18 protein-coding genes are annotated in these 25,459 nt (G+C 74.4%); 7 read left to right on the top strand and 11 right to left on the bottom strand.

What is annotated here, in order from left to right; genetic code table 11:
• Positions 1-93: 93 nt before the first annotated feature.
• Complete coding sequence (locus tag OG764_RS35000) at positions 94-1,734, bottom strand: phospholipase D family protein (protein ID WP_328972364.1); 1,641 nt, start codon at positions 1,732-1,734, stop codon at positions 94-96.
• Between the two features lie 78 nt (positions 1,735-1,812).
• Positions 1,813-2,376, bottom strand: coding sequence for a type 1 glutamine amidotransferase domain-containing protein (locus tag OG764_RS34995; protein ID WP_328972363.1), 564 nt, complete (start codon positions 2,374-2,376; stop codon positions 1,813-1,815).
• Positions 2,377-2,590: 214 nt separating this feature from the next.
• Between OG764_RS34995 and OG764_RS34990 the strand changes: the two genes are divergently transcribed.
• The 3 genes from OG764_RS34990 to OG764_RS34980 all read left to right on the top strand — a co-directional run bounded on the left by OG764_RS34990 (position 2,591) and on the right by OG764_RS34980 (position 6,082).
• Complete coding sequence (locus OG764_RS34990) at positions 2,591-3,214, top strand: PP2C family protein-serine/threonine phosphatase (RefSeq protein WP_443056145.1); 624 nt, start codon at positions 2,591-2,593, stop codon at positions 3,212-3,214.
• Positions 3,215-3,949: 735 nt separating this feature from the next.
• Positions 3,950-5,170, top strand: coding sequence for a family 2 encapsulin nanocompartment cargo protein terpene cyclase (locus OG764_RS34985; protein ID WP_328972362.1), 1,221 nt, complete (start codon positions 3,950-3,952; stop codon positions 5,168-5,170).
• Positions 5,171-5,185: 15 nt separating this feature from the next.
• Entirely contained in the window at positions 5,186-6,082 is an 897-nt protein-coding gene (locus OG764_RS34980) for a geranyl diphosphate 2-C-methyltransferase (protein WP_328972361.1), read from the top strand.
• Between the two features lie 55 nt (positions 6,083-6,137).
• Here the strand turns inward: OG764_RS34980 and OG764_RS34975 are convergent, their stop codons facing one another.
• The 4 genes from OG764_RS34975 to OG764_RS34960 form a co-directional block, all read right to left on the bottom strand.
• Positions 6,138-8,837, bottom strand: a complete 2,700-nt coding sequence (locus OG764_RS34975; protein ID WP_443056266.1) for a SpoIIE family protein phosphatase — start codon at positions 8,835-8,837, stop codon at positions 6,138-6,140.
• A 207-nt stretch (positions 8,838-9,044) separates the two neighbouring features.
• Complete coding sequence (locus OG764_RS34970) at positions 9,045-9,776, bottom strand: SDR family oxidoreductase (RefSeq protein ID WP_328972359.1); 732 nt, start codon at positions 9,774-9,776, stop codon at positions 9,045-9,047.
• Between the two features lie 105 nt (positions 9,777-9,881).
• Positions 9,882-11,039 (bottom strand): aminopeptidase, encoded by a 1,158-nt coding sequence (locus tag OG764_RS34965; RefSeq protein ID WP_328972358.1) that lies wholly within the window; start codon positions 11,037-11,039, stop codon positions 9,882-9,884.
• Positions 11,036-11,971, bottom strand: coding sequence for a serine hydrolase domain-containing protein (locus OG764_RS34960; protein WP_328972357.1), 936 nt, complete (start codon positions 11,969-11,971; stop codon positions 11,036-11,038). Before OG764_RS34960 ends, OG764_RS34965 begins: the two co-directional genes overlap by 4 nt.
• Before the next feature lie 47 nt (positions 11,972-12,018).
• Here OG764_RS34960 and OG764_RS34955 point away from each other — a divergent pair, with 47 nt between their 5' ends.
• The 3 genes from OG764_RS34955 (at position 12,019) to OG764_RS34945 (ending at position 17,071) form a co-directional block, all read left to right on the top strand.
• On the top strand, positions 12,019-13,353 hold the full coding sequence (locus OG764_RS34955; protein WP_328972356.1) for an aminotransferase-like domain-containing protein: 1,335 nt from the start codon (positions 12,019-12,021) through the stop codon (positions 13,351-13,353).
• 170 nt (positions 13,354-13,523) lie between these two features.
• A complete protein-coding gene (locus tag OG764_RS34950) occupies positions 13,524-16,097 on the top strand; it encodes a molybdopterin-dependent oxidoreductase (RefSeq protein WP_328972355.1) in 2,574 nt (857 codons plus the stop codon).
• Entirely contained in the window at positions 16,094-17,071 is a 978-nt protein-coding gene (locus OG764_RS34945; RefSeq protein ID WP_328972354.1) for an FAD binding domain-containing protein, read from the top strand. The genes OG764_RS34950 and OG764_RS34945 overlap by 4 nt, the downstream gene beginning before the upstream one ends.
• A gap of 8 nt (positions 17,072-17,079) precedes the next feature.
• Here the strand turns inward: OG764_RS34945 and OG764_RS34940 are convergent, their stop codons facing one another.
• The 5 genes from OG764_RS34940 to OG764_RS34920 form a co-directional block, all read right to left on the bottom strand.
• The gene (locus OG764_RS34940; protein WP_328972353.1) at positions 17,080-17,682 is read right to left on the bottom strand and encodes a TIGR03086 family metal-binding protein; all 603 of its coding nucleotides are present in this window, start codon (positions 17,680-17,682) and stop codon (positions 17,080-17,082) included.
• A 172-nt stretch (positions 17,683-17,854) separates the two neighbouring features.
• Positions 17,855-19,459 (bottom strand): NAD(P)/FAD-dependent oxidoreductase, encoded by a 1,605-nt coding sequence (locus OG764_RS34935; RefSeq protein ID WP_328972352.1) that lies wholly within the window; start codon positions 19,457-19,459, stop codon positions 17,855-17,857.
• A gap of 229 nt (positions 19,460-19,688) precedes the next feature.
• Positions 19,689-20,228, bottom strand: a complete 540-nt coding sequence (locus tag OG764_RS34930; RefSeq protein ID WP_328972351.1) for an EF-hand domain-containing protein — start codon at positions 20,226-20,228, stop codon at positions 19,689-19,691.
• 206 nt (positions 20,229-20,434) lie between these two features.
• Positions 20,435-22,084, bottom strand: a complete 1,650-nt coding sequence (locus tag OG764_RS34925) for an alpha/beta hydrolase (protein ID WP_328972350.1) — start codon at positions 22,082-22,084, stop codon at positions 20,435-20,437.
• A gap of 180 nt (positions 22,085-22,264) precedes the next feature.
• Positions 22,265-23,065: a hypothetical protein gene (locus OG764_RS34920; protein WP_328972349.1), complete on the bottom strand. Its 801-nt coding sequence runs from the start codon at positions 23,063-23,065 to the stop codon at positions 22,265-22,267.
• A 229-nt stretch (positions 23,066-23,294) separates the two neighbouring features.
• Here OG764_RS34920 and OG764_RS34915 point away from each other — a divergent pair, with 229 nt between their 5' ends.
• A complete protein-coding gene (locus tag OG764_RS34915) occupies positions 23,295-25,454 on the top strand; it encodes a DUF4139 domain-containing protein (RefSeq protein ID WP_328972348.1) in 2,160 nt (719 codons plus the stop codon).
• Positions 25,455-25,459 lie beyond the last annotated feature (5 nt).

Below are 25,459 nucleotides of genomic sequence, written 5' to 3'. Positions count from 1 at the left end.
GAGTGACGCGAGTGACGTGAACGACCGCGGTGGCCGGGTGACGCACTCCCCCGGTGACGAGCGCCGACGCGGCAGGCGTCAGAAGGCTTGCCTTCAGAAGGCCTTGCGGCGGCGCAGCCCCCACGGGCGTCCGTCCGGGTCGACCAGGACGTGGTGCAGCGGGGTCGCGAGGGCCCGCTGCACCGCGGGCAGCTCGGGCGGGGCGTACCGCCGCAGCCGGCCCGGCGGCCGTGGACCGCGGCAGCCGCCCTCGTACCAGGCGTCCAGGGCGGCGGCCGCCTCCCGGAACGCGTCGAACGCGTCCTCGGGGTCACACAGCGCGTCCCGCGCCCGCTCCCCCGGTCCGGCCTCCGCCTCCGCCTCCGGGTCCACTTCTGCGTCCAGGTGCTCGCGCATGAGTTCCAGGCGCAGCTCGCGGGCGAAGTCGCGCACACCGTCGCCGAGGCCTGCCGGGTCGGACGGGGCGCGCGTGTCCCGGGTCCGGTCGAGGACGACGCAGCCGAGTTCCGAATCGTGCGTCCAGGAACGGAGGTTGATGTTGTCGGAGCCGACGGACGCCCACACGTCGTCGATCACGCACACCTTGGCGTGCACGTAGACGGGGGTTCCGGCGGGGTTCTCCAGGCCGTAGACCGCGACCCGGTCGCCGCCGGCGCGGCGCAGTTCGCGCAGGGCCGTGATCCGCCCGATCAGGTTCATCGGGCGGGTGAGCCACCCGTCCTGCTCCGGGACCGTGGGGATGACGCTGATCAGCCGCAGCCGCCGGTGCGCGCTCAGCGCCCGGGCGAAGGAGTCCACCACGCGGGGGGACCACAGGTACTGGTCCTCCAGGTAGATCAGGGTCCGGGCCCGGCGCAGCGCCTTCGTGTAGCCCCGGGCGATGCTGAACTCGCCGTCGGGGGCGAAGGGGTATCCGTACAGCAGACGGTTCGGGTACGTGCGCAGCACCTGCACGGTGTGCGTGCCGCAGGGTGCCGGATCGGCGGTCTGCGGCGGCAGCGCGTCCGCTCTGGTGTCCTCCGCGTGCATCCGTTCCCGCAAGCGGATCAAGGGGCTGCGGCTGAGTGGCGCCGGGTCCTGCCAGCGCTCGCGGAACACGGCTTCGAGGTCGCCGACGGCCGGTCCGCGCAGCGCGAGCTGGACGTCGTGCCACGGCGGGTGCGGCCCGTACGCACGGGCCATGGGCAGCGACTGGCGGTCTCCGCGGTGGGTGGCGTCGTCGTTGCGGTTGTGGCAGAGGTCGATGCCGCCGACGTAGGCGACGTCCCGCTCGGGGCGACCGGGGTGGCGCAGCACCACCAGCTTCTGGTGGTGTGACCCGCCGGGCCGTACCCGCAGGTCGAGCAGGCACTCGCCGCCCCCCTCCTCGATCTCCTCGCCGAGGTGGCGGTTCTCCGCTTCGCTGAAGTGGAGGCCGTCCAGGTGCGAGCGCCACAGCAGCCCCTTGACGACGACGCCGCGCTGCGCCGCCGCGCGCAGGACGGCGCCGATCTCGGTGCCGGGTCCGTCCAGCCGCTCGTCGGGGTCGCCGCGCCAGTCGGTGAACAGGAGCAGGTCGCCGGCCCGCATCGCGCGGATCCCGGCCAGCAGCTCCGCGAAGTACGTCGCGCCGTGCACCAGGGCCCGTACGCGGTTGCCCTCCGACCAGGCCGACCCGTCCGGGTGGCGCCGGTCCAGGCGCGTCGCGGCATTGCCCCGTTCGTTGGCTGTCAGCAGCCAGTCTGCGTATCTCACGGTATGGGCCTCCGGCCTGCGCCTACCCCGCTCGCACGCCCTCACGCCCGGGCGCCCTCACGCACGCTCGTATCGGCCTCACGCCGGAGCGTGCCGGGCGTCGGCGAACCGCCTGGTGAACTCGCTCACGAGGGCGGCGCAGAACGCGTCGAGGTCGGCCGGTTTGCGGCTGGTGACGAGCGTCGCGGGCGCCGCGTGGCAGACCTGCACCTTCTCGTCCACCCAGGTGCCGCCCGCGTTGCGGATGTCGGTCGCCAGACTCGGCCACGAGGTCAGCGTCCGGCCCCGTACGACGTCCGCCTCCACGAGGGTCCACGGCGCGTGGCAGATCGCCGCGACCGGCTTGCCCGCTTCGAAGAAGCTCCGTACGAACCCGACCGCCCGCTCGTTCATGCGCAGGGCGTCGGGGTTGGCGACCCCGCCGGGCAGTACGAGCGCGTCGAAGGCGTCCGAGGTGTCACCGGCGAGTACGTGATCGACGGGATGGGTGCCGGCCTTGTCGAAGTGCTTGAACGCCTGCACCCGTCCGGGCTCGGTCGAGACCAGCTGCGCGGTCCAGCCGCTCTTCTCGACCGCGTTCCAGGGCGCGGTCAGTTCGATCTCCTCCACGCCCTCGGGCGCGGTCAGGAACGCGATGCGCACGTCGCTCACTTCCTTCGGTGGGTCGGTCTGCGGGCACGCCGTGCGCCTACCCGGGCGGGCCGCCCGCATTCCGGCCCGCTCCCCGAGCGGCTCGGTCCGCTGCGCATCGCCTCGCTGTACCTCGCGGCCGAGGCGGAGGCGGAGGCGCAGATCGGAGGGGACCTGTACGCGGCGGCCCGCACCCCCCGAGGGCACCCGGCTGATCATCGGGGACGTGCGCGGCAAGGGCCTGGACGCGGTCGGTGACGCCGCGCTCGTCCTCGGGGCCTTCCGGGCGGCCGCACACCAGGAGGGCGCCTTGGCGGGGCTCGCGGCATATCTGGAGACCGCGGTGACGCCGGCCCTGGAATACCCGGACGGGTCGCGTCCGGGCCCCGGTGACGCGGGCGAGAGCTTCGTCACCGCGACGGTGCTCGACATCCCCGACCACGAGTCGGTCCTGCACCTGGTGACCTGCGGCCATCCGCCGCCGCTGCTGGTGCGCGGTGGCCGCGTCGCGTCCCTGGACGTGGCGCATCCGGCGCCGCCGCTGGGACTGGGGTCCCTCGCCGATGCCCGTCCCGTCGCGGAAGTGTTCGCCTTCGCGCCCGGTGACATCGTTCTCCTCTACACGGACGGCGTGCTGGAGGCCCGCGACGACGCCGGGGTCTTCTACCCGCTGGCGGAGCGGGTCGGCCGCTGGGACGGAGCCGGTCCGCACCACCTGCTCGCCCGCCTCCACGACGATCTGATCACGCACGCCGCGGGCGGAACGCTCGGCGACGACGCCGCGATGGTCGCCATCCAACGGCTCCCGTCGGCTCCCGTGACGTCCGGGCCACCGCTGACGGGAAGGTGAGGCCGGGAGGCCGGGTGTGGAGATGCCGGGCCCCGGGGCGCCGCACCCCGCAAGCTCGCCCTGTTCCTCGAGCTGTACCTGTCCCTGGGCCCGCGCGCCCCGGCCAGCCCGGCGCGGACCGCGCGGCGGCCCTGGAACGGGCCCGCTCGGCCGCGGCCCTGCTGATCCCGCCGGCCTGATCCGGCAGCCGCTCCGCGCCCCGGGGCGGGACATCCGGCCATGATCCCGCCCGGGCCCGGCCGCGGGCCGGGCCGCGCACGCCGCGCCGCACCGAGCCCGGGACCAGGCCAGGCGATTGCCGCCGACGGGCGGGGCCGGATTCGTACGGGGACCGACGCTCCGGGGCACGCCCGTGACCAGGTCCGAATACCGACGGTTGACGGGGCAAACCTCACCCGGGACAAGATCACTGCATCGAGGTAATGACGGCGAACTCGCCGCGTTGGCCGGGGGTACCGGCCGTTACTGTTCCCCAGGATCTTGGCGGATCCGGGGAACTTCCCTGCCTTTTGTTCCCCTTTCACCGGTACCGCGCGCAGCCGCCGACGGCCCGCATCGCGAAGGAGAGCTCGCCCGATGACCGTTGACACACCCCCGGCAGCGCAGCGGCAGAACCGTCACGGCGACTAGGGGGTGTCTGGCGGACATGCCGCGGGCCGCGTCGGCCCAGCCCTCCCGGGCCGGCCAAGCCCCCCGGATCCGGACGAGCCCACCCACCTCACCAAGGAGTCACGGATGCCCGATCCTGGGCTTTCCCCTCTGCAATCGAGCCTGCCCGCCGCCGCGGCCCACCTCGGGGCCCACGTCCTCGCCGACGCCGACGCCGCCCGGACCACCCTGCCCGCACCGCCCGCACCGCAGCCGAACCCGGCCTTGGAGCGGATCCTGCGCGGTCCCAGCGGCCCCGGCACGACGAGCCTGCGCCTGGCCCCGCGCGAGGAGCCGCCGACGCCCGCGACCCCCGAGGCACCCCCGGCCGGCACCCCGATCCCGGGCCTCTACCACCACCCGGTGCCCGAGCCCGACCCGGCGCGGGTGGAGGAGGTCAGCCGCAGGATCAAGCGGTGGGCGGTGGACGAGGTCCAGGCGTACCCCCCTGAGTGGGAGGACCAGTTCGACGGCTTCTCCGTGGGCCGTTACATGGTCGCCTGCCATCCGGACGCGCCGACCGTGGACCACCTGATGGTCGCCACGCGGCTGATGGTCGCGGAGAACGTGGTCGACGACGTCTACTGCGAGGACCACGGCGGCTCGCCCGTCGGCCTGGGCGGACGGCTGCTGCTGGCGCACACCGCCCTCGACCCGGTCCACACCACGGAGGAGTACGCGCCCGCGTGGGCGGAGTCGCTGCTCTCGGACGCCCCGCGGCGTTCGTACCGCTCCGCCATGGAGTACTTCGTCCGGGCGGCCACCCCGTCCCAGGCCGACCGGTTCCGGCACGACATGGCCCGGCTGCACATGGGATACCTCGCCGAAGCCGCCTGGGCCGAGACGGACTACGTCCCGGAGGTGAACGAGTACCTGGCGATGCGGCAGTTCAACAACTTCCGCCCCTGTCCCACCATCACCGACACCATCGGCGGCTACGAACTGCCGGCGGACCTGCACGCCCAGCCCGCCATGCAGCGCGTCATCGCACTCGCGGGCAACGCCACCACCATCGCCAACGACCTTTACTCGTACACCAAGGAGCTCAAGAGCCCCGGCATGCACCTGAACCTGCCGGTGGTGATCGCCGCGAAGGAGGGCCTCTCCGACAAGGAGGCGTACCTGAAGGCGGTCGAGGTCCACAACGACCTCATGCACGACTTCGAGGCCGCAGCCGCCGAACTGGCCGCCGCCTGCCCCGTGCCGAGCGTGCTGCGCTTCCTGCGGGGCGTGGCCGTCTGGGTCGACGGCAACCACTACTGGCACATGACCAACACCTACCGCTACAGCCTGCCCGACTTCTGGTAAGGATGGGACCTATCCGTGACTAGCACCGATCTCACCACCACTTCCGCGACCGCCTCCGGCACCTCCGTGGTCATTCCCAGCCCGGCGACGGCCTATCAGGGAGACATCGCCCGCTACTGGAACAACGAGGCCAGGCCCGTGAACCTGCGCCTCGGCGACGTCGACGGCCTCTACCACCACCACTACGGCATCGGCGACGTCGACCACGCCGCCCTCGGCGACACCGGGGACAGCACGTACGAGAAGAAGCTGATCGCCGAGCTCCACCGCCTGGAGTCGGCGCAGGCCGAACTCCTCCTCGACCACCTCGGTTCCATCGGGCGCGAGGACACGCTCGTGGACGCCGGCTGCGGCCGCGGCGGCTCCATGGTCATGGCCCACCAGCGCTTCGGATGCAAGGTCGAGGGCGTCACCCTGTCGGCGAAGCAGGCCGACTTCGCCAACCACCGGGCCCGTGAACTCGGCATCGAGGACCACGTCCGCTCCCGCGTCTGCAACATGCTGAGCACGCCCTTCGAGACCGGGCAGGCCGCGGCCTCGTGGAACAACGAGTCGAGCATGTACGTCGACCTGCACGACCTCTTCGCGGAGCACGCGCGCATCCTCGAGGTCGGCGGCCGCTACGTGACCATCACCGGCTGCTGGAACCCGCGCTACGGCCAGCCCTCGAAGTGGGTCTCCCAGATCAACGCGCACTTCGAGTGCAACATCCACTCCCGCCGGGAATACCTGCGCGCCATGGCCGACAACCGTCTCGTGCCGCAGGCCGTCATCGACCTGACTCCCGACACCCTGCCCTACTGGGAGCTGCGGGCCACGTCGTCCCTGGTCACCGGTATCGAAGAGGCGTTCATCAACTCGTACAAGGACGGTTCCTTCCAGTACGTCCTCATCGCCGCCGACCGCATCTGAGCCGCCACCGCCGGAAGGCCGGGTCCGTCACGTGACGGGCCCGGCCTTCCGGCCGTCAGAGCGGTTCCACGTCCAGGAAAGCCGACAGGTCCGGTTCCGCGCCGCCCACGAGGCCCGGGCCGCCCGGCGGGGCCTGCCGCGCCCAGATGACCTTGCCCTCGGGCGTGTACCGGGTGCCCCACTGCTCGCTCAGGTGCGCCACCAGGAACAGCCCGCGCCCGCCCTCGTCGGTGGTGGCGGCGTACCGCAGGTGCGGGGCGTTGCTGCTGGCGTCCCACACCTCGCAGGTCAGGCCGTGGTCGTGCAGCAGCCGGACCCGGACCGGAGCGCTTCCGTGCCGCAGGGCGTTGGTGATCAGCTCGCTGAGGATCAGCTCGGTGGCGAAGGCGAGGTCCGACAGTCCCCACGCGTCGACCCGGCGCGCCGCGGCGTTGCGGATCTCGCCGACCGCGCTCGGCTCGAACGGCACCTCCCACTCGGCGACCCGGTCCGGGCCCAGGGACCGGGTCCGCGCGACGAGCAGGGCCACGTCGTCCGCCGGCCGGGCCGGCAGCAGGGTGTCGAGGACGGCCCGGCAGCTCTCCTGCGGGTCGCGGTCGGGATGGCTGAGCGCCGTGCGCAGCAGCTCCAGCCCTTCGCCGATGTCCCGGGTCCGCGTCTCGATCAGGCCGTCCGTGTAGAGGACGAGCTGGCTGCCCTCCGCCAGGTGCAGCTCCGCGGTCTCGAAGGGCATGCCGCCGAGACCCAGTGGGGGCCCGGCCGGCAGTTCCACGATCTCCGTCGTGCCGTCGGGGGCGACCAGCAGCGGCGGCAGGTGTCCCGCCCGCGCCACCGTGCAGCGCCGGGACACCGGGTCGTAGACGGCGTACAGGCAGGTCGCGCCCAGCACGCCGTCGTGCCTGTCGCCGCCGTCCCCGTCGTGGTCGATGCGCTGCACGAGGTCGTCCAGGCGGGCGAGGATCTCGTCGGGCGGGAGGTCGAGGGAGGAGAAGTTGTGCACTGCCGTCCGCAGCCGGCCCATGGTCGCCGCGGCGTGCAGACCGTGTCCGACGACGTCTCCGACGACCAGCGCCACCCGGCTGCCGGACAGCGGGATCACGTCGAACCAGTCCCCGCCCACCCCCGACTGGGCGGGCAGGTAGAAGTGGGCCACGTCCACGGCGCTCTGCTCGGGCAGGGCGCGCGGCAGCAGGCTGCGCTGGAGCGTCTCGGCGAGGGCGTGTTCGCGGGTGTAGCGGCGGGCGTTGTCCATGCTGACGGCCGCCCGGGCAACGAGTTCCACGGCCAGCGACATGTCGTCCTCGTCGAACGGCTCCGGCTTCTCCGACCGCCAGAAGTTGACCACGCCCAGCACCACTCCCCTGGCGTTGAGCGGGGCGGCGATGAGCGAGTGGATCCCGTACTCGACGATGGCCGTCGCGCGCGGCGGGTCCTGGGCGTGCCAGCCGGGGGCGGCGGCGAGGTCCGGTACGAGCTCCGCCTCGCCGGTGCCGTATCCGCGGGCCTGCGGGGTGGAGGGCAGGAAGTCGATCAGTCTGCCGCGGGGGTAGAGCGGGTGGTCGGGGCGGATGCCGCTGACCGCGGTGCGGCGCATGTCGGCTCCCGGGCCGGGCTCGTCGCCGTCGAGCACCGGGTCCGCCAGGTCGACCGTGACGAAGTCCGCGAAGCGGGGGACGACGACGGCGGCGAGTTCCTCCGCGGTCCGCACCACGTCGAGGCTGGTGCCGATGTCGCCGCCGGCGTCGTAGAGCAGCTTGAGCCGTCGGCGGGCCGTGTCGGCGCGGGTGGTCAGGACCTGCATTTCGGTGGAGTCGCGGATGGTGACGGCGGTGCCGCCGTCCGCGCGTCCGCCGGGGCGGGTGGGCCGCTGGTTGACCACGAGCAGCCGGTCTCCGGTCTCCACCACCTCGTCGGTGGCCACCCGGCCCGACAGCAGGAGCTCCGCCATCCGGCGGTCGAGTCCCGGCACGTCGGCGATGTGGCGTCCGTCGGCGTCGTCCGGCAGTCCGAGCAGCCGTTTGGCCTCGTCGTTGGCGAGCAGCAGCCGTCCTTCCCCGTCGGTGATCACGACCCCCTCGCGGACGGCGTGGAGCACCGCGTCGTGGTGCTCGTACATCCGGGTCATCTCCAGCGGGCCGAGCCCGTGGGTCTGGCGGCGCAGCCGCCGGCTGATGAGGGCCGTTCCGGTGGTGGCCAGGGCCAGGCCGGTCGCGATCGAGAGGAGGATCACGGGGAGCTGGCGGTTCACGGCTCCGGTCACGTTCTTGACGGTCAGGCCGGCCGAGACCAGCGCGACGACCCGGCCGTCGGGCGCGGTGACCGGGACCACCGCCTGGATCTCCTTGCCGAGGGGGCCGTCCACGCTCTCGGTGAAGGTGTGCCCGGCGAGGGAGGGGCCGATCGTCCCGACGAACCGTTCGCCGATGCGTTCCGGCTGGGGGTGGGTGTAGCGGATGCCGCGGGTGTCCATCACCACGATGAAGTCGACGCCGGCGTCGACACGTGTCGCCTCGGTGAGCGGCTGCAGGATGGCCGACGGGTGGGGTGCCTTCAGCGCCTGCTGGAGGCCCAGGGAGTGGGCGAAGGTCTGGGCGACGGCCACCGACCGGTTGCGCGCCTCCCGGTCGATGTCGTGGCGCGACTGGAGCACCAGGGCCAGAAGGGCGCCGGCGGCGAGCAAGACCACGATCGCCACCTGGAGGACGAATACCTGTCTGGCGACGCTTCTGGTTCTGGTGCTCAGGGGTGACCGCACCGACGTGCCCGGCACGGGTGGCGTGAAAGGATCACGCACCCAGTTGTAGCACTTCCGGGCGCCGGTGGCCCCCGACGGGCGCGGTGCGCGCCGGGTCCGTCACGTGGCGTCGCGGTCGCCGGGCCGTGACTCCCGCGGATCGGTCCCCCGCCGCCCCGCCCGTGAAAGGCGCTGTCGGGGCGGGGCGGCGGGGGGGTGCGGCCCGGGTCAGGCGGCGTGGCCGCCGTCGACGGAGAACTCGGCACCGGTGATGTATGCGGCTTCGCGGCTCGCGAGGAAGGCGACCATGGCCGCGACCTCGTCGGGCCGGCCGAACCGGCCGAGGGCGGTCATCGCGGACTGGGGAGCGGCGTGGGGTCCGTCGGCGGGGTTCATGTCGGTGTCCGTCGGACCGGGGTGGACGATGTTGGCGGTGATGCCCCGGTCGCCGAGTTCGCGGGCGAGGGCTCTGGTGAGTCCGGTCAGGGCGGACTTGCTCATCGTGTAGAGCGTGCCGCCGGGCCCGGGGACCCGCTGGGTCATGCAGGTGCCGACGTTGATGATCCGGCCGCCTTCGCCCATCCGGTCCGCCGCGGCCTGGGCGGCGAGGAACGCGCCCCGCACGTTGACCGCGAGAACGCGGTCGACGTCCGGCAGGGTCAGTGCGTCCAGGGGGCCGAGGACGCCGATAGCCGCGTTGTTGACGAGCACGTCCAGTCGGCCCAGGGTGTGGGCCGCCCAGTCCACGGCTCCGGCCGCGTCTTCGGCCCGGCCGGCGTCGGCCTTGACGGCGATGCCCCTGTGGCCGGTCGCCTCGATGCGGCGGACCACCTCCTTCGCGGCCGTCTCGTCGGCGGCGTAGGTGATGGCCACGTCGGCGCCCTTCTCGGCCAGCCGCAGCGCGGTCGCCGCTCCGATGCCCCGACTGCCGCCCGTCACCAAAATCGCCTTGCCGTCCATAAGACCCTCCTCGCCATTGGTTGCTGATTCAATGAAACAAGGAGGCGATCACCGGCGCTGGCAGGAATCCGACCTGGCGTTCACGCGCCCGATGGATCGTGGTGGTCACCGGCTCGGCGGGGACGGGAGGCCGTCCACGAGGACCGGTTCGCCGTCGGACGTGACCGTGCTGCCGCGCCGCAGGTCCACCGGGAACGTCCAGTGCACCGGTGAGTGGTTGGCGCTGCCGGTGGGGGTGTGCCCCTGGCCGAGGGAGACCGACATGAGGCCGGCCGCCTTCGTGTCGATGAGGGAGTAGCCGACCGGCTCGCCGACGCGTTCGTTGAGGCCGAAGCCGATCTCGCCGATCCGCCCGGCCGCGTCGTCGACGGCGAGCGCCGCGGCGACCTGCGCCGCGCCCGACGAGCACTCCCAGTCGGTGACCCGGCCGGCGTGGAAGCGCAGGCTCAGGTCGCGCACTTCGGTGTCGTGGAGGTACGCGGGCCCGCTGGCCCGGATCCAGCCGTGGACGCTGTCCTCCAGCGGGGCGACGCACAGCTCGCCGTCCGGGAGGTTCTGGCGGCCGCAGGAGTTGTCGACGGGGCGGCCGCGCAGCGACATCCGCAGGTCGGCGTCCGCGCCTGCGATGCGCAGGGTGCCGGCGCCGGCGAGCCGGTCGGCGATGCGCTGCTGGCGGCTCTGCTCCCGGCGCCAGGCCGCCACCGGGTCCTCGGTGTCGGTGAGCATGACGCGGTGGACGAGGTCGGTGTACGCGTCCAGCGACAAGCCTGCCTGTCGGGCGTAGCCCTCGGTCGGGTAGTGCGTGGTGCACCGGCGGAGCGTGCCGTCGGCAAGCCGGCGCAGCTGCTGGTGGATGAGGGAGAAGCGGGATTCCTGGCGCGCCTCCTGGTCGGCCGGCGGGTGGTCGCGCAGGGCGAAGGGGTTGTCCTCGGCCTCGATGCGCAGGACCGCGTCGGCCGTGTCGTAGAGGTGGACGAGCATCGGGTCGGGGCGGCGGTGGAGCGCCGGGTCCCGGGTGGCCGCGAGGACGAGGGCGTCCTCGTCGGCGAGGTGGATGTAGACCGACGGGCGGGCGCCGCGGGCGAGGCACTGGGCGTACAGCTCGCGTACGAGCGGCTCGCCCGCCGGTCCGGTGGAGCGGATGAGGACGGTCTCGCCGGCCCGCACGCCGAGCGAGTGCTCGAGGAGGGTACGGGCCAGGCGGGCGGTGCGGACGTCGGCGGGCCGGGTGCGGCCGCCCGTCGCGGTGGTGGGGCCGGTCATCGGAAGTCGCCCTCCAGGAGGGTGTCGAGTATGTCGCCGGCGAAGGTCCAGCCGCCGTCCGGCTGGAGGTTGTGGACGAGCGCGACGCCGGCCCGGCCGTCGTCGGTGGCCTGGAGCTGGCAGCCGGAGCCGCGGATCCCGCCGGGATGGCCGTGCCGCGGGATCCCGCGCCGGGTGCCGACGTACAGCCCGAGGCCGTAGCCGTCGAGCTCCTCGCCCGCCGTACGGGCGTGCCGGACCCGCATGGCGGCGGGGACGTGCCGCAGGAAGCGCGCGAGGTCGGCGGCGCTGCTGTAGGCGAAGCCGGCCGCGGCGTACACCGCGTGGTCGAAGGCCGGGCGTACGACGGCTGCAGGGCTGCCCTCGTGGCCTTGGGCGGGGGCCCAGGCGACGGCGTCGGCAAGCCGCCAGGACGTGCGGGTCATGCCGAGCGGGCGCAGCACGAGCCGGTCCACGAGGTCGGCCACGGGGACTCCGGTGGCCTGCTCCGCGACGTGGGCGGCGAGGGCGATCCCGGGGTTGCTGTACCGCCAGGGGCCGGGCTCGGCCGTCCGGTCCGGCCGTACGCGCGGCAGCCCGTCGGCCCAGCGCGCCAGGGCGTCCGGGGCGGTGGGGCCGTACAGGTTGCCGGGCGTGATCGGGTCGGTGGGCATGCCGCCGGTGTGGCTGAGCAGCCGTCGCAGGGTCATGCCCCAGGGCAGCGGGTCGTCGAGGGGGAGGCCGGCGGCCAGGATCGCGGCGGTGGTGAGCGGCTTCGTGGTCGAGCCGATGCGGAACGGCGTGTCGACGGTGACGGGCGACGACGGCTGTTCGATGTCGGCGATCCCGGCGGCCGCGGTCAGGACCCGGTCGTCCTTCCAGGCCACGAGGGCGGCGCCGGGGATGCCTGCCCGGCGGATTTCGTCCGCGAGCAAGTCTGCGAGTTTTCCCATGTGAGAGACGGTAGAGCGAAACAAGTTCCGGTACAATCGCCTCTTGTATGGACACAACTTGGCGGCCCCGTCCGGCACCCGGCGGCGGCCCTCTCTACCGACGGCTCGCCGACGGGATCGCCCGTGACATCGAGGCGGGCCGGCTGCCCGACGGCTGGCGCCTGCCGACCGTGCGGGCGGTGGCCCACCGGCTCGCCGTCACCCCGGGCACGGTCTCGCGCGCCTACACGGAGCTGAGCCGGCGCGGCCTGACCAGCGGGGAGGCGGGGCGCGGCACGTTCGTACGGGCCGGCCGGGGGGTGGCGGGCTTCGACGCGGACGCCGACGGCGGCGCGGGAGTCGTGGACCTGTCCGGGAACTGGGCCGCTCCCCCGCCGTCGGCGCTGCTCGACGCGCTCGGCGGGGCCTGGACCCACGGGCAGCTCGGCACGCTGCTGGGCACCGGTCTGGCCCGGGACGCGGACGCGCTCGGCGCCGACTACCTGGACCTGTTCGGTCTGCGGGTGCCGACGCACCGGGTGATCGCGGTCTCCGGCGGCCAGCACGCGCTGTTCACCGCACTCACCTCCCTGACCCGCGCCGGGGACCGGATCGCCGTCGACGCCCTGGCCAACCCCGGGGTCAGGGCCGCCGCCCGGCTGCTCGGCCTGCGGCCGGTGCCCGTGGCGCACGACGGCGACGGGATGCGCCCGGACGCGCTGGCCGCCGCGGCGGCGTCCGCCTCCGTCGTGGTCACCTCGGCCACCCTGCACAATCCGACGGGGGTCACGATGCCCGCCGGCCGCCGGGCCGAACTGGCCGAGGTGGTGCGCGCCCGCGGGCTGACCCTGGTCGAGGACGACCCCTTCGGCCCGCTGGCCAAGGACGCGCCGCCGCCGGTGAGCACGCTCGCCCCGCGGCACAGCGTGTACCTGGCCAGCACCAGCAAGGCGGTCGCCCCCGGTCTGCGGCTGGCGTTCGTGAGCTGCCCGCCCGCGCTCGGTGACGGCATGGCGGCGGCCGCGAGGCGCAGCGCCTGGACCCCGGCGTCCCTCGCCGTGGACCTCGTGCACCGCTGGCTCGTCGACGGGCTGGTCGCGCGGCTGGCCGACGGGCGCAGGGCCGAGTCCGCCGCGCGGCTCGACCTCGTACGGGACCTGCTCCCCGAGGCGCGGCGCTGCGCCGTGGGCGGGGCGCACGCCTGGGTGGACCTCGGTGACGAAACCGGAGCGGAGTTCGCGGCGCGGGCGAGGGACCGGGGGGTGGCCGTCGCGCCCGAGGGCGAGTTCGGCGGCGGCGCACGGCCGGGCTTCCGCATCGGGCTGGGTGCGCCGAATTCCCGGCCGGAACTCACCCGGGGGCTGCTGCGGCTCGCCGAACTGCTCCGGAACACCGCCCCCTGACGGGGGGCGCCCGCGAGGTCCGCACGTCCATGGTCCGCCGCCGGGTGCAGTGAGCCCCATCGGCCGCTCCGAACTGCGCGGACCCCGGGTGCGGGCTATCAAGGAGGCTGAAGGCGAGCGCTACGGCCCAGGTCCGGCGGTCGCCACCCCACGGCTGAGGAGTACGTCTCGTGGAGTTCGAGGTCAATGGCGCCCCGCGCGCGGTGGACGTGGACGACGACCCGGCCGCCGTGGAGGTGGTGCGCGACCGGCTGGGCCTGACCGGCACCAAACTGGTCTGCGCGGGCGGGGTGTGCGGGGCCTGCACGATCCAGGTCGACGGCGAGCCCCGGGTGTCCTGCCTGACGCCGGCGGTCGCCCTGGCCGGCCGGCGGGTGACGACGGTGGAGGGCCTGTCCGGCCACCCGGTGGCGCGTGCCTTCGCCGGCGAGGACGCCCTCCAGTGCGGCTACTGCACCCCGGGGTTCGTCGTCGAGGCGGCCGCGTTCTTCGCGCGGTGGCGGGCCGCGCACGGCCGCACCCGCCCGGGGCGGGAGCAGATCGCGGACGCGCTGGCCGGCCACCTGTGCCGCTGCGGAGCCTACGAGCGCATCTTCAGCGCGGTGGCGGCGGCCTGCGCGGGCGACTACGACAGGACGCCGGCGGACGGCGCGGCCCCTGCCGTCCCGCGCACCGAGGCCCCGGAGAAGGTCGACGGCTCGGCCCGGTACACCACGGACCTGCGGCCCGAGGGACTGCTGGAGGGTGTGATCATCCGCTCGCCGCACGCCCACGCGCACGTACGGTCCCTGGAGGCCGGCGACGTCCCGCTGGTGCCGATGCTGCCTCCCGACGGGATCGTGCGGTACGTCGGACAGCCGGTGGCCGCGGTCGCGGCCCCGGACCGGGCCGCCGCGCGGGCGGCCGCGGCGCGGGTCACGGTGGACTACGAGGTACTGCCGGCCGCCCTCGACGTACGCGAGTCCCGGGCCGGCGCGGGGCCGCTCGTCTACGAGGACAAGGCGGCGCGCAAACGGGCACCGGGCTCCGGCGAGAGCCCCCAGCTGGTGCCCGCCCGCTGGCGCGGCAACCGGCGGGGACCGTCCGCCATGAGCAAGCGACCCGCCACCGCCGTACGCCGTATCACCGAGGCCCGCAGCCGGAACCCGGAGCGGGTGGTCGAGGGCGTCTTCACCGCCGCCGCGCAGACGCACACCCCGCTCGAACCGCACGCCTGCCTGGCCCGGTGGGTCGACGGCGCCCTCCACCTGGAGGTGTCCACGCAGTCGGTGAAGCGGGTGGCCGAGCTCGCCGCCGAACGCTTCGGCGTGCCCCTCGACCGGGTGACCGCGAACGCCGTCCACGTAGGCGGCGGTTTCGGCTGCAAGATGGGTCTGACCTCCGACGTCGTCGCCGCGGTGGAACTGGCCCGGCTGCACGACGCCCCGGTGCGGGTGGTGCTCGACCGGGACGAGGAACTCACCGACGGCGGATACCGGCCCGGCGCCCGCATCCAGCTGGCGATGGTCGCGGACGAGGACGGCGATCTGAGCGCCCTGGCCATGGACGCCGACAGCGACGGCGGGGTCTCGGTGGGCGGCTCCGTCGCGGCCCTGGCCCGGTTCGTGTACGGCCGGGCCCCGCGCCGGCTGCGCGACTTCGACACGGTCACCCACCGGCCGGCGGGCGCCCCGTTCCGCGGTCCGGGCGGACCCACGATGTGCTGGGCGCTGGAGCAGGCCGTCGACGAGATGGCCCACCGGCTCGGCCGGGACCCGATCGCCCTGCGCCGCCGCTGGGACGGCAACCTCAAGCGGCACGCCCTGTACGACCGGGCCGAGACCCTTCCGGTCTGGTCGTCGGGACCCCGCGGCGGCACCGGCCGGTTCCGCCGCGGGGTCGGGGTCGCGGCGGCCAACTGGCTGTACTTCGTCGACCCCGTCACCGAGGTCGAGCTCACCGTCGAGGACGGGACCGTCGTCGCCCGCTGCGCCGTGCAGGACATGGGCACGGGCTCGCGCACCGTCCTGCGCCGAGCCGTCGCCGAGGGCCTGGGCGTGCCCGAGACCCGGGTGCGGGCCGAGGTCGGCCACAGCGACGCCGTGCACGGCCCCACCTCCGGCGGCAGCCGCACCACGCCCTCCCTCGCGCCCGCCGCGGCGGAGGCCGCCGCCCGGCTGCGCGACGCGCTCGGCGGCGGTGACGTCACCGCCCGGCTGGACAGCGCGCACGGCGTTTCGGTGACCGGCCGGCGCCCCCGCGACCGCCGGGGCTTCGTCACCCCCCTCAACCTGACCATGGGCGGCGTGGCGATCGGCCGCGGCTTCACCGGATCGGTGCAGGTCGCGGAGGTCGAGGTGGACACGCGGCTCGGCCGGATCCGCCCGCTGCGCGTGTGGAGCGGCATCGCCGCGGGACGCATCCACGAGGACCGCCTCGCCCGCAGCCAGTGCGAGGGCGCCGTCATCCAGGGCATCGGCTACGCCCTCTTCGAGGAGCGGCGCGTCGACCCGGCCACCGGCCGGGTGCTGACCGACAACCTGGAGGACTACCGCATCCCGGGCATCGGCGACACCCCCGAGATCACCGTCCACTTCCATCAGGAGGGCTTCGAGCACGTGCCCGGCGGCGGTGTCGGCCTCGGCGAGATCGCGACGCTGCCCACCGCGGCCTGCCTGGCCAACGCGGTCCACGACGCGACCGGCTGGCGCCCGTACGACATGCCCATCCGCCCCGACCGGCTCCTGGAAGGACTGGCCACGTGAGCACCGAGCCCGCCCTCACCGACCTCTCCGCCGCCGTCCTGGCCACCGGCGGGGAGCTGCGCGCCGGTGGCACCGACACCACCGCCCGGCAGCGCAGCGGCGTGTCCCCGGGGCCGTTCACCGACCTCGGCGGCGCCGGCCACCTGCGCGGCACCTCGCCCCTGCCCGGCGGCGGACTGCGGATCGGCGCCCTGACGACGCTCGCCGAGCTGGCCGCCGATCCGCAGGTACGCGACGGCTGGCCGGCGCTGGCGCTGGCGGCCGGGACGGCGGCGACCCCGCAGATCCGCGCCGCCGGCACCCTGGGCGGCAACCTGCTGCAACGCAACCGCTGCTGGTACTTCCGCAATCCGCACGTCGACTGCCTCCAGAAGGGCGGCACCGGCTGCCCGGCCCGGGAGGGCGACCACCACTTCGGCGTGGTCAGCGGCGACGGCCCGTGCATCGCCCCGCATCCGTCCACCCTCGCGATGGCCCTGCTCACCTACGACGCCCAGGCCGAGGTGCACGGCGAATCCCCGCGCAACATCGTCGACCTGTACGGGGACGGCGACGGCCTCCACCACGCCGACCACCTGCTGCCGCCGGACCGCATCCTCACCTCGGTCCGCCTGCCCGCGCCCCTGCCCGGCGAACGTGCCGCCTGCCACCGGGCGGTCAGCCGGGCGCACGCCGAGTGGCCCCTGGTCGAGGCCACCGCCCGGCTCGCGCTCGACGGCGACACCGTCACGCACGCCGCCGTCGCGGCCGGCGGGGTGGCGCGCGTCCCGTTGCGGCTGACGGAGGTGGAAGCCGCCCTGATCGGCCGTGAGGCCACCCCGGAGGCCCTCGTGGAGGCGGCCGCGACGGTACTCGCCCGCTGCCGGCCGCAGCCGCAGACCGGATACAAGGCCACGCTGTTCCGCGACACCGTCCTGGAGGTCCTGGAACGGGCCGCCGGCCCCGCCCCCGCCGGGTTCGGCCGCGCCGGCTGACCCCGCCCTTACGAAGACGCCGGCGGTGTCCAGCGGGGGTCGCGCCCGCTGAGTCCCACGGCGCGGTCCAGCAGCGGGGAGTCGTCCGACACGGGCACGACGGGTCCGAAGATGCCCCCGCCGCGGCTCTCGTCCGCGGCCGCCTCCAGCAGGAACGCGTGGCAGGCGCGCAGTGCGGCGTGATCGGGCGCGTAGTCCTGGCCGGTGGCCCGGGCCAGGTCCCAGCCGTGGATGACCAGTTCGTCCACGGCCACCGCGCCCGCGATGTCGCCGGGCAGGTCCAGGCCGCCCGCGCGGGTCATGCCGGTCCAGGCGCCCGGGTCCCGCCACGCCTCGGCCAGTTCGCCGAGGACCCGGGGCAGTTCCTCGCGCCAGCCGGCCGGCAGGGAGAGCGCGGCGGCGTCGGGGACGCTGCCCGTCGTGGCGCCCAGGTCCTTGCGGGCCGCGTCACGGAACGCGGCTGCCAGGCCCGCGAGGTGGCCCAGCAGCTCGGTGACCGCGTACGCGGGACACGGCGTCGGGTCGGTCAGGCGGGCGTCCGGGACTCCCGCCACGAGACCGGCCACGATCCGGGTCTGTGGGCCGAGGTCGAGCATCGCCGTATCGGTCATCTGCCGCTCCCTCCGGGGACGGTGGCTCTGAACCATAGACCGGCGGCCCGGCCCGCGCGCACCGACACACGGGCCGCCGCGCGCGGTCGGCGGCCCCGGCCGGGGGTGCGCCGTGACCGCCCGTGCGGTCACGGCAGCCCGGCGGTCAGGGCGCGCGGACGGGTGGTGTCCGTCAGAAGCCGCAGACCGCTCGGGCGTCCTGGAAGCGCTCGGGGTGCCGGCGCCGGTACTCGACCAACGACTGGGCGACGGCGGCCCCTTCGCCCACGGCGGCGCCGACCCGCTTGACGGACCCGGCACGCACGTCCCCCACCGCGAACACCCCGGGCAGGCTCGTCTCCATCGGCAGCGCGTCGGGGCCGGCGCCGCCGCTTCCGGTCAGGACGTAGCCGCGGTCGTCGAGCTTCAGCGTGCCGCCGAGCCAGTCCGTCGACGGGTGGCCGCCGATCAGGACGTAGAGGCAGTGCGCGGGGACCGTGCGCTCGCCGCCCTCGCGGTCGCGGAGCCTGAGCCCGGTGAGGGTGGTCTCGCCGAGGCATTCGGACACTTCGGTGCCCAGGAGGACCTTCAGGCCCGGGGTCCGCTCGATGCGCTGCACCAGGTAGCTCGACATGGCGGCGCCGAGGTCGGTGCCCCGCACGCACAAGGTGACGGTGCGGGCGTAGCGGGCGAAGTAGAGGGCGGCCTGTCCTGCGGAGTTGCCCGCGCCCACCATGTACACGTCCTCCCCGGCGGCCGAGGGGGCGTCGGACAGGCAGGAGCCGTAGTACACGCCGGAGTTGAGCAGGCGGTCGACGCCGGGAGCCTTCAGTCGGTTCCAGTCCACGCCCGTGGCGACCACCACCGCGGCCGCCGTCACCGACGCCGCCTCGTCGGTGCCCGCCTTGACGAACTCGACGGCGTGCCCGCCCGTGCCCGTCGGGGTCACCCGGCTCGCCACCCGGGTGGGCTGCCACTCGACGCGGGCCCGCCGGGCCTGCTGCAACGCGCGCTGGGCGAGATCGCCGCCGGTGAGGCCGACGGGGAAGCCCAGGTAGTTCTCGATCCGGGAGGTCGAGCCCGCCTGCCCGCCGGGCGCGTCGTCCTCGATCACGACGACGCTCATGCCCTCGGCGGCGGCGTACACCGCCGCCGACAGGCCGCCGGGACCACCGCCGATGACCGCGACGTCGTAGTGGTCCTGCGCGGCCGGGCGGATGAGTCCGAGCCGCTCGGCCAGTTCGCTGATCGAGGGGTCCACCATCGCGGTGCCGTCGCCGAGCCGGACGGTCACCGGGGCGTCCTGCACCGCTTCTTCGGGCAGCCAGCGGAAGATCACGCCGCTGCGGGCGAGGAAGTCGCGTACCGCGTAGGCGGCGGGTGAGAAGCGGCTCCCGCGCACCTCGGCGGTCGGCAGGTCCCCGTGGCAGTCGGCGTTCCACGTGCAGAGGGAATCGTCGAGCACGCCCCGCATGTGCTCGGCCGGGTTCTCGTGGCCCGGCACCGCCCCGGCGGGGGCGTCGGAGGCGGCGCCGCGATGCCCGGCGAGCGGCAGCCAGCGGACGCCGGCGTGCTGTGCGGCGGCCGGGTCCGGGGCCTCGTCGGCGAGCACGGCCGCCACGGGCACCTTCCGTTCGGCCAGCGAGGTCAGTGCCCGGACCACTTCCGCCGGCCCTCCGACCTGGAGCACGCGGAACGAGGTCCGGTACCAGCTTTGGACCAGCTCGGCCGTCTCGTGCCGGCGGAGCGGGTCGGGGTCGGAGAGAACGATCACCGGCAGTGCGACATCGGCCGTCAAGGGGTCCTCCAGGGGTGTGAGCGATCAATCGGCTTCGCTTCCGGTCAACGAGCGGGAAGGCGATACGAATCGGCTCCGGAGGGGCCACTGCGGGCAGGCGGGACGGTGGGCGGCGGGGAGGGGTCGCGGAGGGCGCTGCGGAGGGGCGAGGAGCCGGCCGGGAGGGGGCGAGGAGGGGGCGCGGGAGGACACGCCCCCAGGCGTCGCCCGGACAGCGCTCAGGCGATCCTCACAGGCGCCCGAAGAACTGGTTCCCGCGGGCCGAGTAGTCCTCGCTCGTGTAGTACTCCTTCATCGCGGAGCTGATCTCCTCACGGCTCAACTGCCCGTCGCCGTCGACGTCCAGGCGGTTGAACGCCTCGTCGAAGGTCTCCCGGGGCAGCCGGAACATGCCGTGGAGCAGCGAGGTGTACTCCTCCCGGCTCAGCATGCCGTCGCCGTCGCGGTCGGCGAGCTCGGTCCAGGCGTTGCTCATGTTCCGGATCCGTTCCCAGATCCGGTTCTGGTCGGTGACGATCCGGGCCCGGAACGCCGCCCGGAACTCCTGCCGGTCGACGCCGCCGTCGGCGTTCTTGTCCATCCTCTGGAAGACGGTGTCCCAGAGGTCCGACAGCGAGTCCCGCAGTACGTTGACGGCGTCCGGGGCGACACCGAGCGATTCGGCGAGCTTGTCCGACAGGCCGATGACGTCCGCCTTTTCGAGCCGCCCGTCGCGGTCCGAGTCGAAGACGTCGAACGACCGGTCCAGCTTGATGTCCAGAACGCTCACGACACCATTCCCTTCACCTCGTGTAGTCACCTGGCAACATTGCGTCGCGGTGGTCAGGAAACCACAGCTCCCGTCCCCCGCACGCGAAGGAGCCGGGTGGGTGCCCGTTCGGGTGACGCGGGCCGGGCGCGGCGGCGGTGGCGGGTGCCACCGTCGCCGCGCCCGGGGTGGTGTCGCGGGTGCCGGTCGGCGTCCGGGCGGGTGCCTCAGGTCGCCGGCAGCGGGAAGGGGTCCAGGTCCGGCTTGAGGACCTGGCCGGGCTTCGGCGCGGTCCCGTCCACCAGGTACGAGGTCACTAGCGCGTTCAGGGCCTTGCTCCGGCCGATCGCGCAGTGCTCGATCACGTCGACCGTCACCAGCACGGCGTTGCCGAGCTGCCGCTGCATGCGCTGCGAGAAGCGGTACTGGGTGGCCGGGTCGAAGGTGTTGCCGATGACCATGACCTTGTTCGCGGTCCGCCGGTTCCAGGGCCCGGCGTACTGCTCGGAGGTGCGGGCGGGCGACGGCCAGGTCGCGCAGGTGGGCGAGTCGAAGGCCTGGTAGCGGCCGAAGGTGGGCGCGCCCCGCTCCCAGACGCGGGCCGCGAGCGCGAACACGCCCGGGTTCGACGGGTACGGCTTGTCCTGGCAGTTGACGCCGAAGTAGGAGTCGTCCGAGGTGTACGGGGTGTCGGCGGGAGCCTCGCGCAGCGCCGCCGGGGCGAGCTTGGCCAGCCGGTCCGCCGCCGCCTGCGAGGCGAGCTTGGCGCCCGCGGGGGCAAGGCCCTGCTGCTGCCGGATCACCTGGTTCAGCGCCTCGAGCGAGACCGCCAGGGGCGCCAGCCGGGTCTGCGCGTACAGGGCGTTGGCCACCTGACTGGTGAAGGTGCTCAGGGTGACCTCCTCCCCGCTCGGCAGCTTCACCGGCGAGGTGCGCAGGCGGTCGCGGATCGCGTCGAACTTCGCGCGGGTGTCGCCCTCGGCGAAGGCGCAGCGCGGCACGGCGGCGGCCTTGCAGCGCTTGAGGAACTCGGCCAGTGCGGGCTCGAAGCCGCCCGTTGCGCGCTGGCGGTCGTACTCCATGCCGTTGTGCAGGCGCAGGTTCGGGTCGACGTTGCCGTCGACGATGACCGCGCGCACCTTGTCCGGGTACATGTTGGCGTAGGTGGCGCCGATCAGCGTGCCGTACGAGAACCCGGCGAAGGTCAGCTTCGCGTCACCGACGGCCTGGCGCATCCGGTCGAGGTCGCGCACGACGTTCATGGTGGACATGTGCCGGATGAGCGGACCGGCGTTGCGGGCACACGCTCCCGTGTAGTCCCGGGTCGCCGCGAGCGTGCCGGTCACCTCGGTGCGGGTGACGGGCACGACGAGCATCCGGGAGAAGACGCCGTCGGCTTCCTCGTTGGTCGTGAAGCAGCGCAGGGGGTTGCTGCGGGCGACACCGCGGGGGTCGAAGCCGATCATGTCGAAACGGTCGACGACGCCGGGGTCGAAGCGGGCGGTGGTGGCCCACATGTAGCCGCTGCCGCCGGGGCCGCCGGGATTCAGGAAGAGCGATCCGATGCGCTTGGCGGGATCACCGGCCCGCCGGCGCATCATGGCGATGCCGATCTTCTCGCCGGACGGGTTCGCGTAGTCGAGCGGCACCGGGTACACGGCGCAGTCGTAGATCTTCGGGTCGGGCTTGGACGGGTCCGGGTTGCAGGGCGTCCAGTCGACGGGGTCGACCTGCGCCCCGGCGGTGGCCAGGGTGGTCGAAGCGGCGGCCGTCGCTCCGGCGTTCGCCGCGGGCGCCGCCGACGCCGTGACGGCGACACCGGATACCAGCGCCAACGCGCTGGTGAGCGCGACCGCCAGCGTGGATATTCGAGACAAGGAACCTCCTCCAGATCGTCAAACCCGGTCAGCATGGCAGCAGTTGGCGAGTGCGACAGATTGCGTGACCGGATCTGGTTTCTGATTGTCCGGTTCCTCGTCGGCCGGGCCGGTGGGGCTCCGCCGGCCCGAAGGGGACGTGGCACAGTGCAGCGGTGGCCCGTGGCCAGGGCGAGCGAGTTACCGCCGGACCCGCGGCGGGTTGTTCCGGTTGCGCCTGCGGCCGCGGTTGCGGGTGCGGCGGGTGCGCACGCGGCTGACGCGCAGCCGCGTCACGGCCTCCCCGTCGCGCCGGGCCAGTTCGACGAGCGCCGGATGCCTCGGGGCCCTCTCGAGTCGTGCGGTGTAGGGGGCGATCCGGCCCGCCGCGCCGCGCCGGCGGCCGTACCGGCCGAACCAGACGACCTGGGCGACCAGCGCGCACCACGTGGCGGTGGCGGCGGCGCCCTCCCCGGCCCCCTGTGGCGCGGTGCCGATCAGTACCAAGGAGGAGGCCACGAACTCCGCGAGGAGCAGCCACATCGCGACGGCGATCAGGACCTCGGGGCGGGCCACGACCGCGGGCGAGCGGCGGACGTCCGCGTGGAACTGTGCGCGTACGGCGCCGAGTTCGGTGTCCCGGAGCGTGATGTTGCCGAGGGTGGCGGGCGCGGTGCGGCGACGCAGCGCGGCGAGCAGGGCGTCCGGCAGCGGGTGCCCGGCCGAGCGCGCGGGGTCGGCGCCGACCGGGGTGAGCGTGAGCGTGCCCCGGTGGTTGACGGTCACCAGCCCGTCGAGCACCAGGCGGGCGGCGGCGGCCTGGATGTCGTCCTCCCCGTACCAGCGGACAACGGCGGCGTGGTACGGGTCGACGGCGCGCGCGGGCCACAGACCGGCCCACGGTCGGCGCCGCCGTCCTTCCCGGCGCGCCCGCGGCCCGCCGCACGCGAACAGCAGTGCCGTGAAGGGCACTACGAGGCAGGCGAGTTCGACGGGGTCCACACCCCGAGCCTAAGGCGCGAGCCGCCGCCGGCCGCGAGCATTTTCCGTGCGCAGTGGGTCAGCACACCCCGGCCGTTGAGAGACGCGTACGCGATCCAGTGCCTGACCGGGAAGGGTCAGGTGCGCGGCTGCGGGCCGTCGTTGTGGTGGGGCCGCCTATCGGCTGCCGCGCCCGGCCCTGGAACCCTTAGACTCCGCTCCGGCACGAACACGGCGGGGGGCGGGGCGCATGACGGTGGAGCCTGCACAGAGGTGGGGGTCGACCCTCGATTCGGTCGTGGTGTACGCGCAGGGCGCGGTCTGCCACCGCCTGGCCCGGGGCGTCGTGCCGCCGGACGGCCGGGTGCGGGTGACGGGACTGCCCCGCTCGATGGACCCGGACTCCCTGCGGGCCCGGGTCCTGGGAGCCTCCGGCAGGCGCGTCACCGGGGCCCGGGTGGAAGTCGAGGCCGGGGCCGAGCCGTCCACCATCGAAAACGGAACCGGCACCGGCACCGGCACGCCCGACGAGTTGCGGCGCGAGGTGGACCGGCTGCGCGAGGCGCACGCGGCGGCCCAGGGCCGGCGGGACCGGCAGATCGGTCTGATCAAGGAGATCAGGGAACTCCACCCGGTCCCGCCGGCGCGCAGGCGGGACGACCCGCACCGCCGCACCCCGGTCGACGCGTGGCTGGAGCTCGCCGACTTCGTCGACGGCCGGCTGGCGGTCCTGCACTCCCGCCTCGTCGAGCTGGAAGCGGCTCTGCGGGACGTCGAGCACGAGCTCGCCGTCGCCGCGGACAGGCTCTCCCGCGCCTCCACGGACACACCGTCAGCGCACGTGAGCACGACCGTCTCCGTGCTCCTCTCCCTCGATGCCGTCGATTCCCTCGCTTCCCTCGACCCCGCCGACTCCGCCGACTCCGCCGACGGGAGCGGTGATGCCCTGGAGGAACCGGAGCTGACGCTGGAGCTGGAGTACGGCGTGCCGGGCGCCGTGTGGGCGCCGTCCTATCGCCTCACCCACCGTCAGGGCGACAGCGACGGCCGTCTGATGCTGCGTGCCTCGGTCGCCCAGCGCACCGGTGAGGACTGGACCGGCGTACGCATCGCCCTGGCCACCGCCGACCTACAGCGTCGGACCGACCTGCCGAAGCTCCGCTCGATCCGGGTCGGACGCCGTCAGGCCGCCCCCACGGTCTCCGGCTGGCGGGAGCCGCCGGCGGGGCTGGGCGACCTGTTCGCCGGGTACGACGCGGCAGGCCCGGCCCCCGCTCCGGCCGCCGTACCCGCGCCGGCCGGGGCCGGATCGCCGTCCCTGCCCACGACGGTCGGCTCAACCGCACCACGGCCACCCGCTCCGGCTCCCCTACGAGCCGCGGCACCGGCACCCCAGGCCTACGGCGGGCCGCCGCCGCCGGCGCTCGCGGCACCCGGCGGCTCGTACGGCGCGGCCGCGCGCGGCTCCGGCGACGGTGCCTTCGCCGGAGCCCGCGCCGCCATGGCTCCGGCGGCCCCCGGCGCGGCCGCGCCGCCCGCGCCGAAGCCATCGCCTCCGCCGGCCGGGCCGCCGCAGCCGAGCGGCGCCGAGCTCGACTACGCCGCCCTCGTCCTGTGCGGCCCGGAGGAGCACGGCGGTCGCAGAGGCCGGCTGTTCCCCGGCTCTTCCTTCGACGCGGTGGCGGCCGAGCACCGGCGCCGCGCCGAAGCGGTGGCAGTGCTGCCGCTGCCCGGCCACGCGGTGCGGCCCCGCGAGTCGGCGGGTTCGTTCGACCACCGCTTCGATGCGTCCGCCCGCGCGGACGTCCCGTCGGACGGCACCTGGCACACCGTCACCGTCACCGAGATTCCGGTCGGTCTCCACACCGAGTACCTGTGTGTGCCGTCCGTGGAGCAGACCGTGTACGGGACGCTGGTGCTGTCCAACGCCACCGACCGGGCGCTGCTGGCCGGTCCGGTGGAGGTCACCGTCGACGACCGGTTCCTGCTGACCGCGGCGCTTCCCACGCTCGCCCCCGGCGGTGTCCGCCGGGTGGGGCTCGGGCCGGCCGAGGGCATCCGCGTCACCCGCCGTACGCACCTGCGCGAGTCGACCGCGGGGCTGCGCGGCAACACCACCGTGCTCGATCACCGCGTGCACGTGGAGTTGGCCAACCGGCTCGCGCGGCCCGTCACCGTCGAGGTCCGCGAGCGGGTGCCCGTCACGTCCGAATCGGACGTCCGGATCGAGGAGCGGGCCGACTGGACGGCTCCCGAGCAGGGCGGGGGCGCGGGACCGGAGCGGCACGTACCGGGGACCCGCGTCTGGAGGGTGGATCTGCCGTCCGGCGGCGCCGTCGCCCTCGACGGCGGCTACGAGATCCGTATCCCGGCCGGCAAGGCCCTGGCCGGCGGCAACCGCAGGAGCTGACAGAA

The organism is Streptomyces sp. NBC_00239, from assembly GCF_036194065.1.
Classification (GTDB): domain Bacteria; phylum Actinomycetota; class Actinomycetes; order Streptomycetales; family Streptomycetaceae; genus Streptomyces.
Note: the sequence above shows the minus strand (reverse complement) of the source record. Positions and strands in the feature narration are given on the sequence as shown.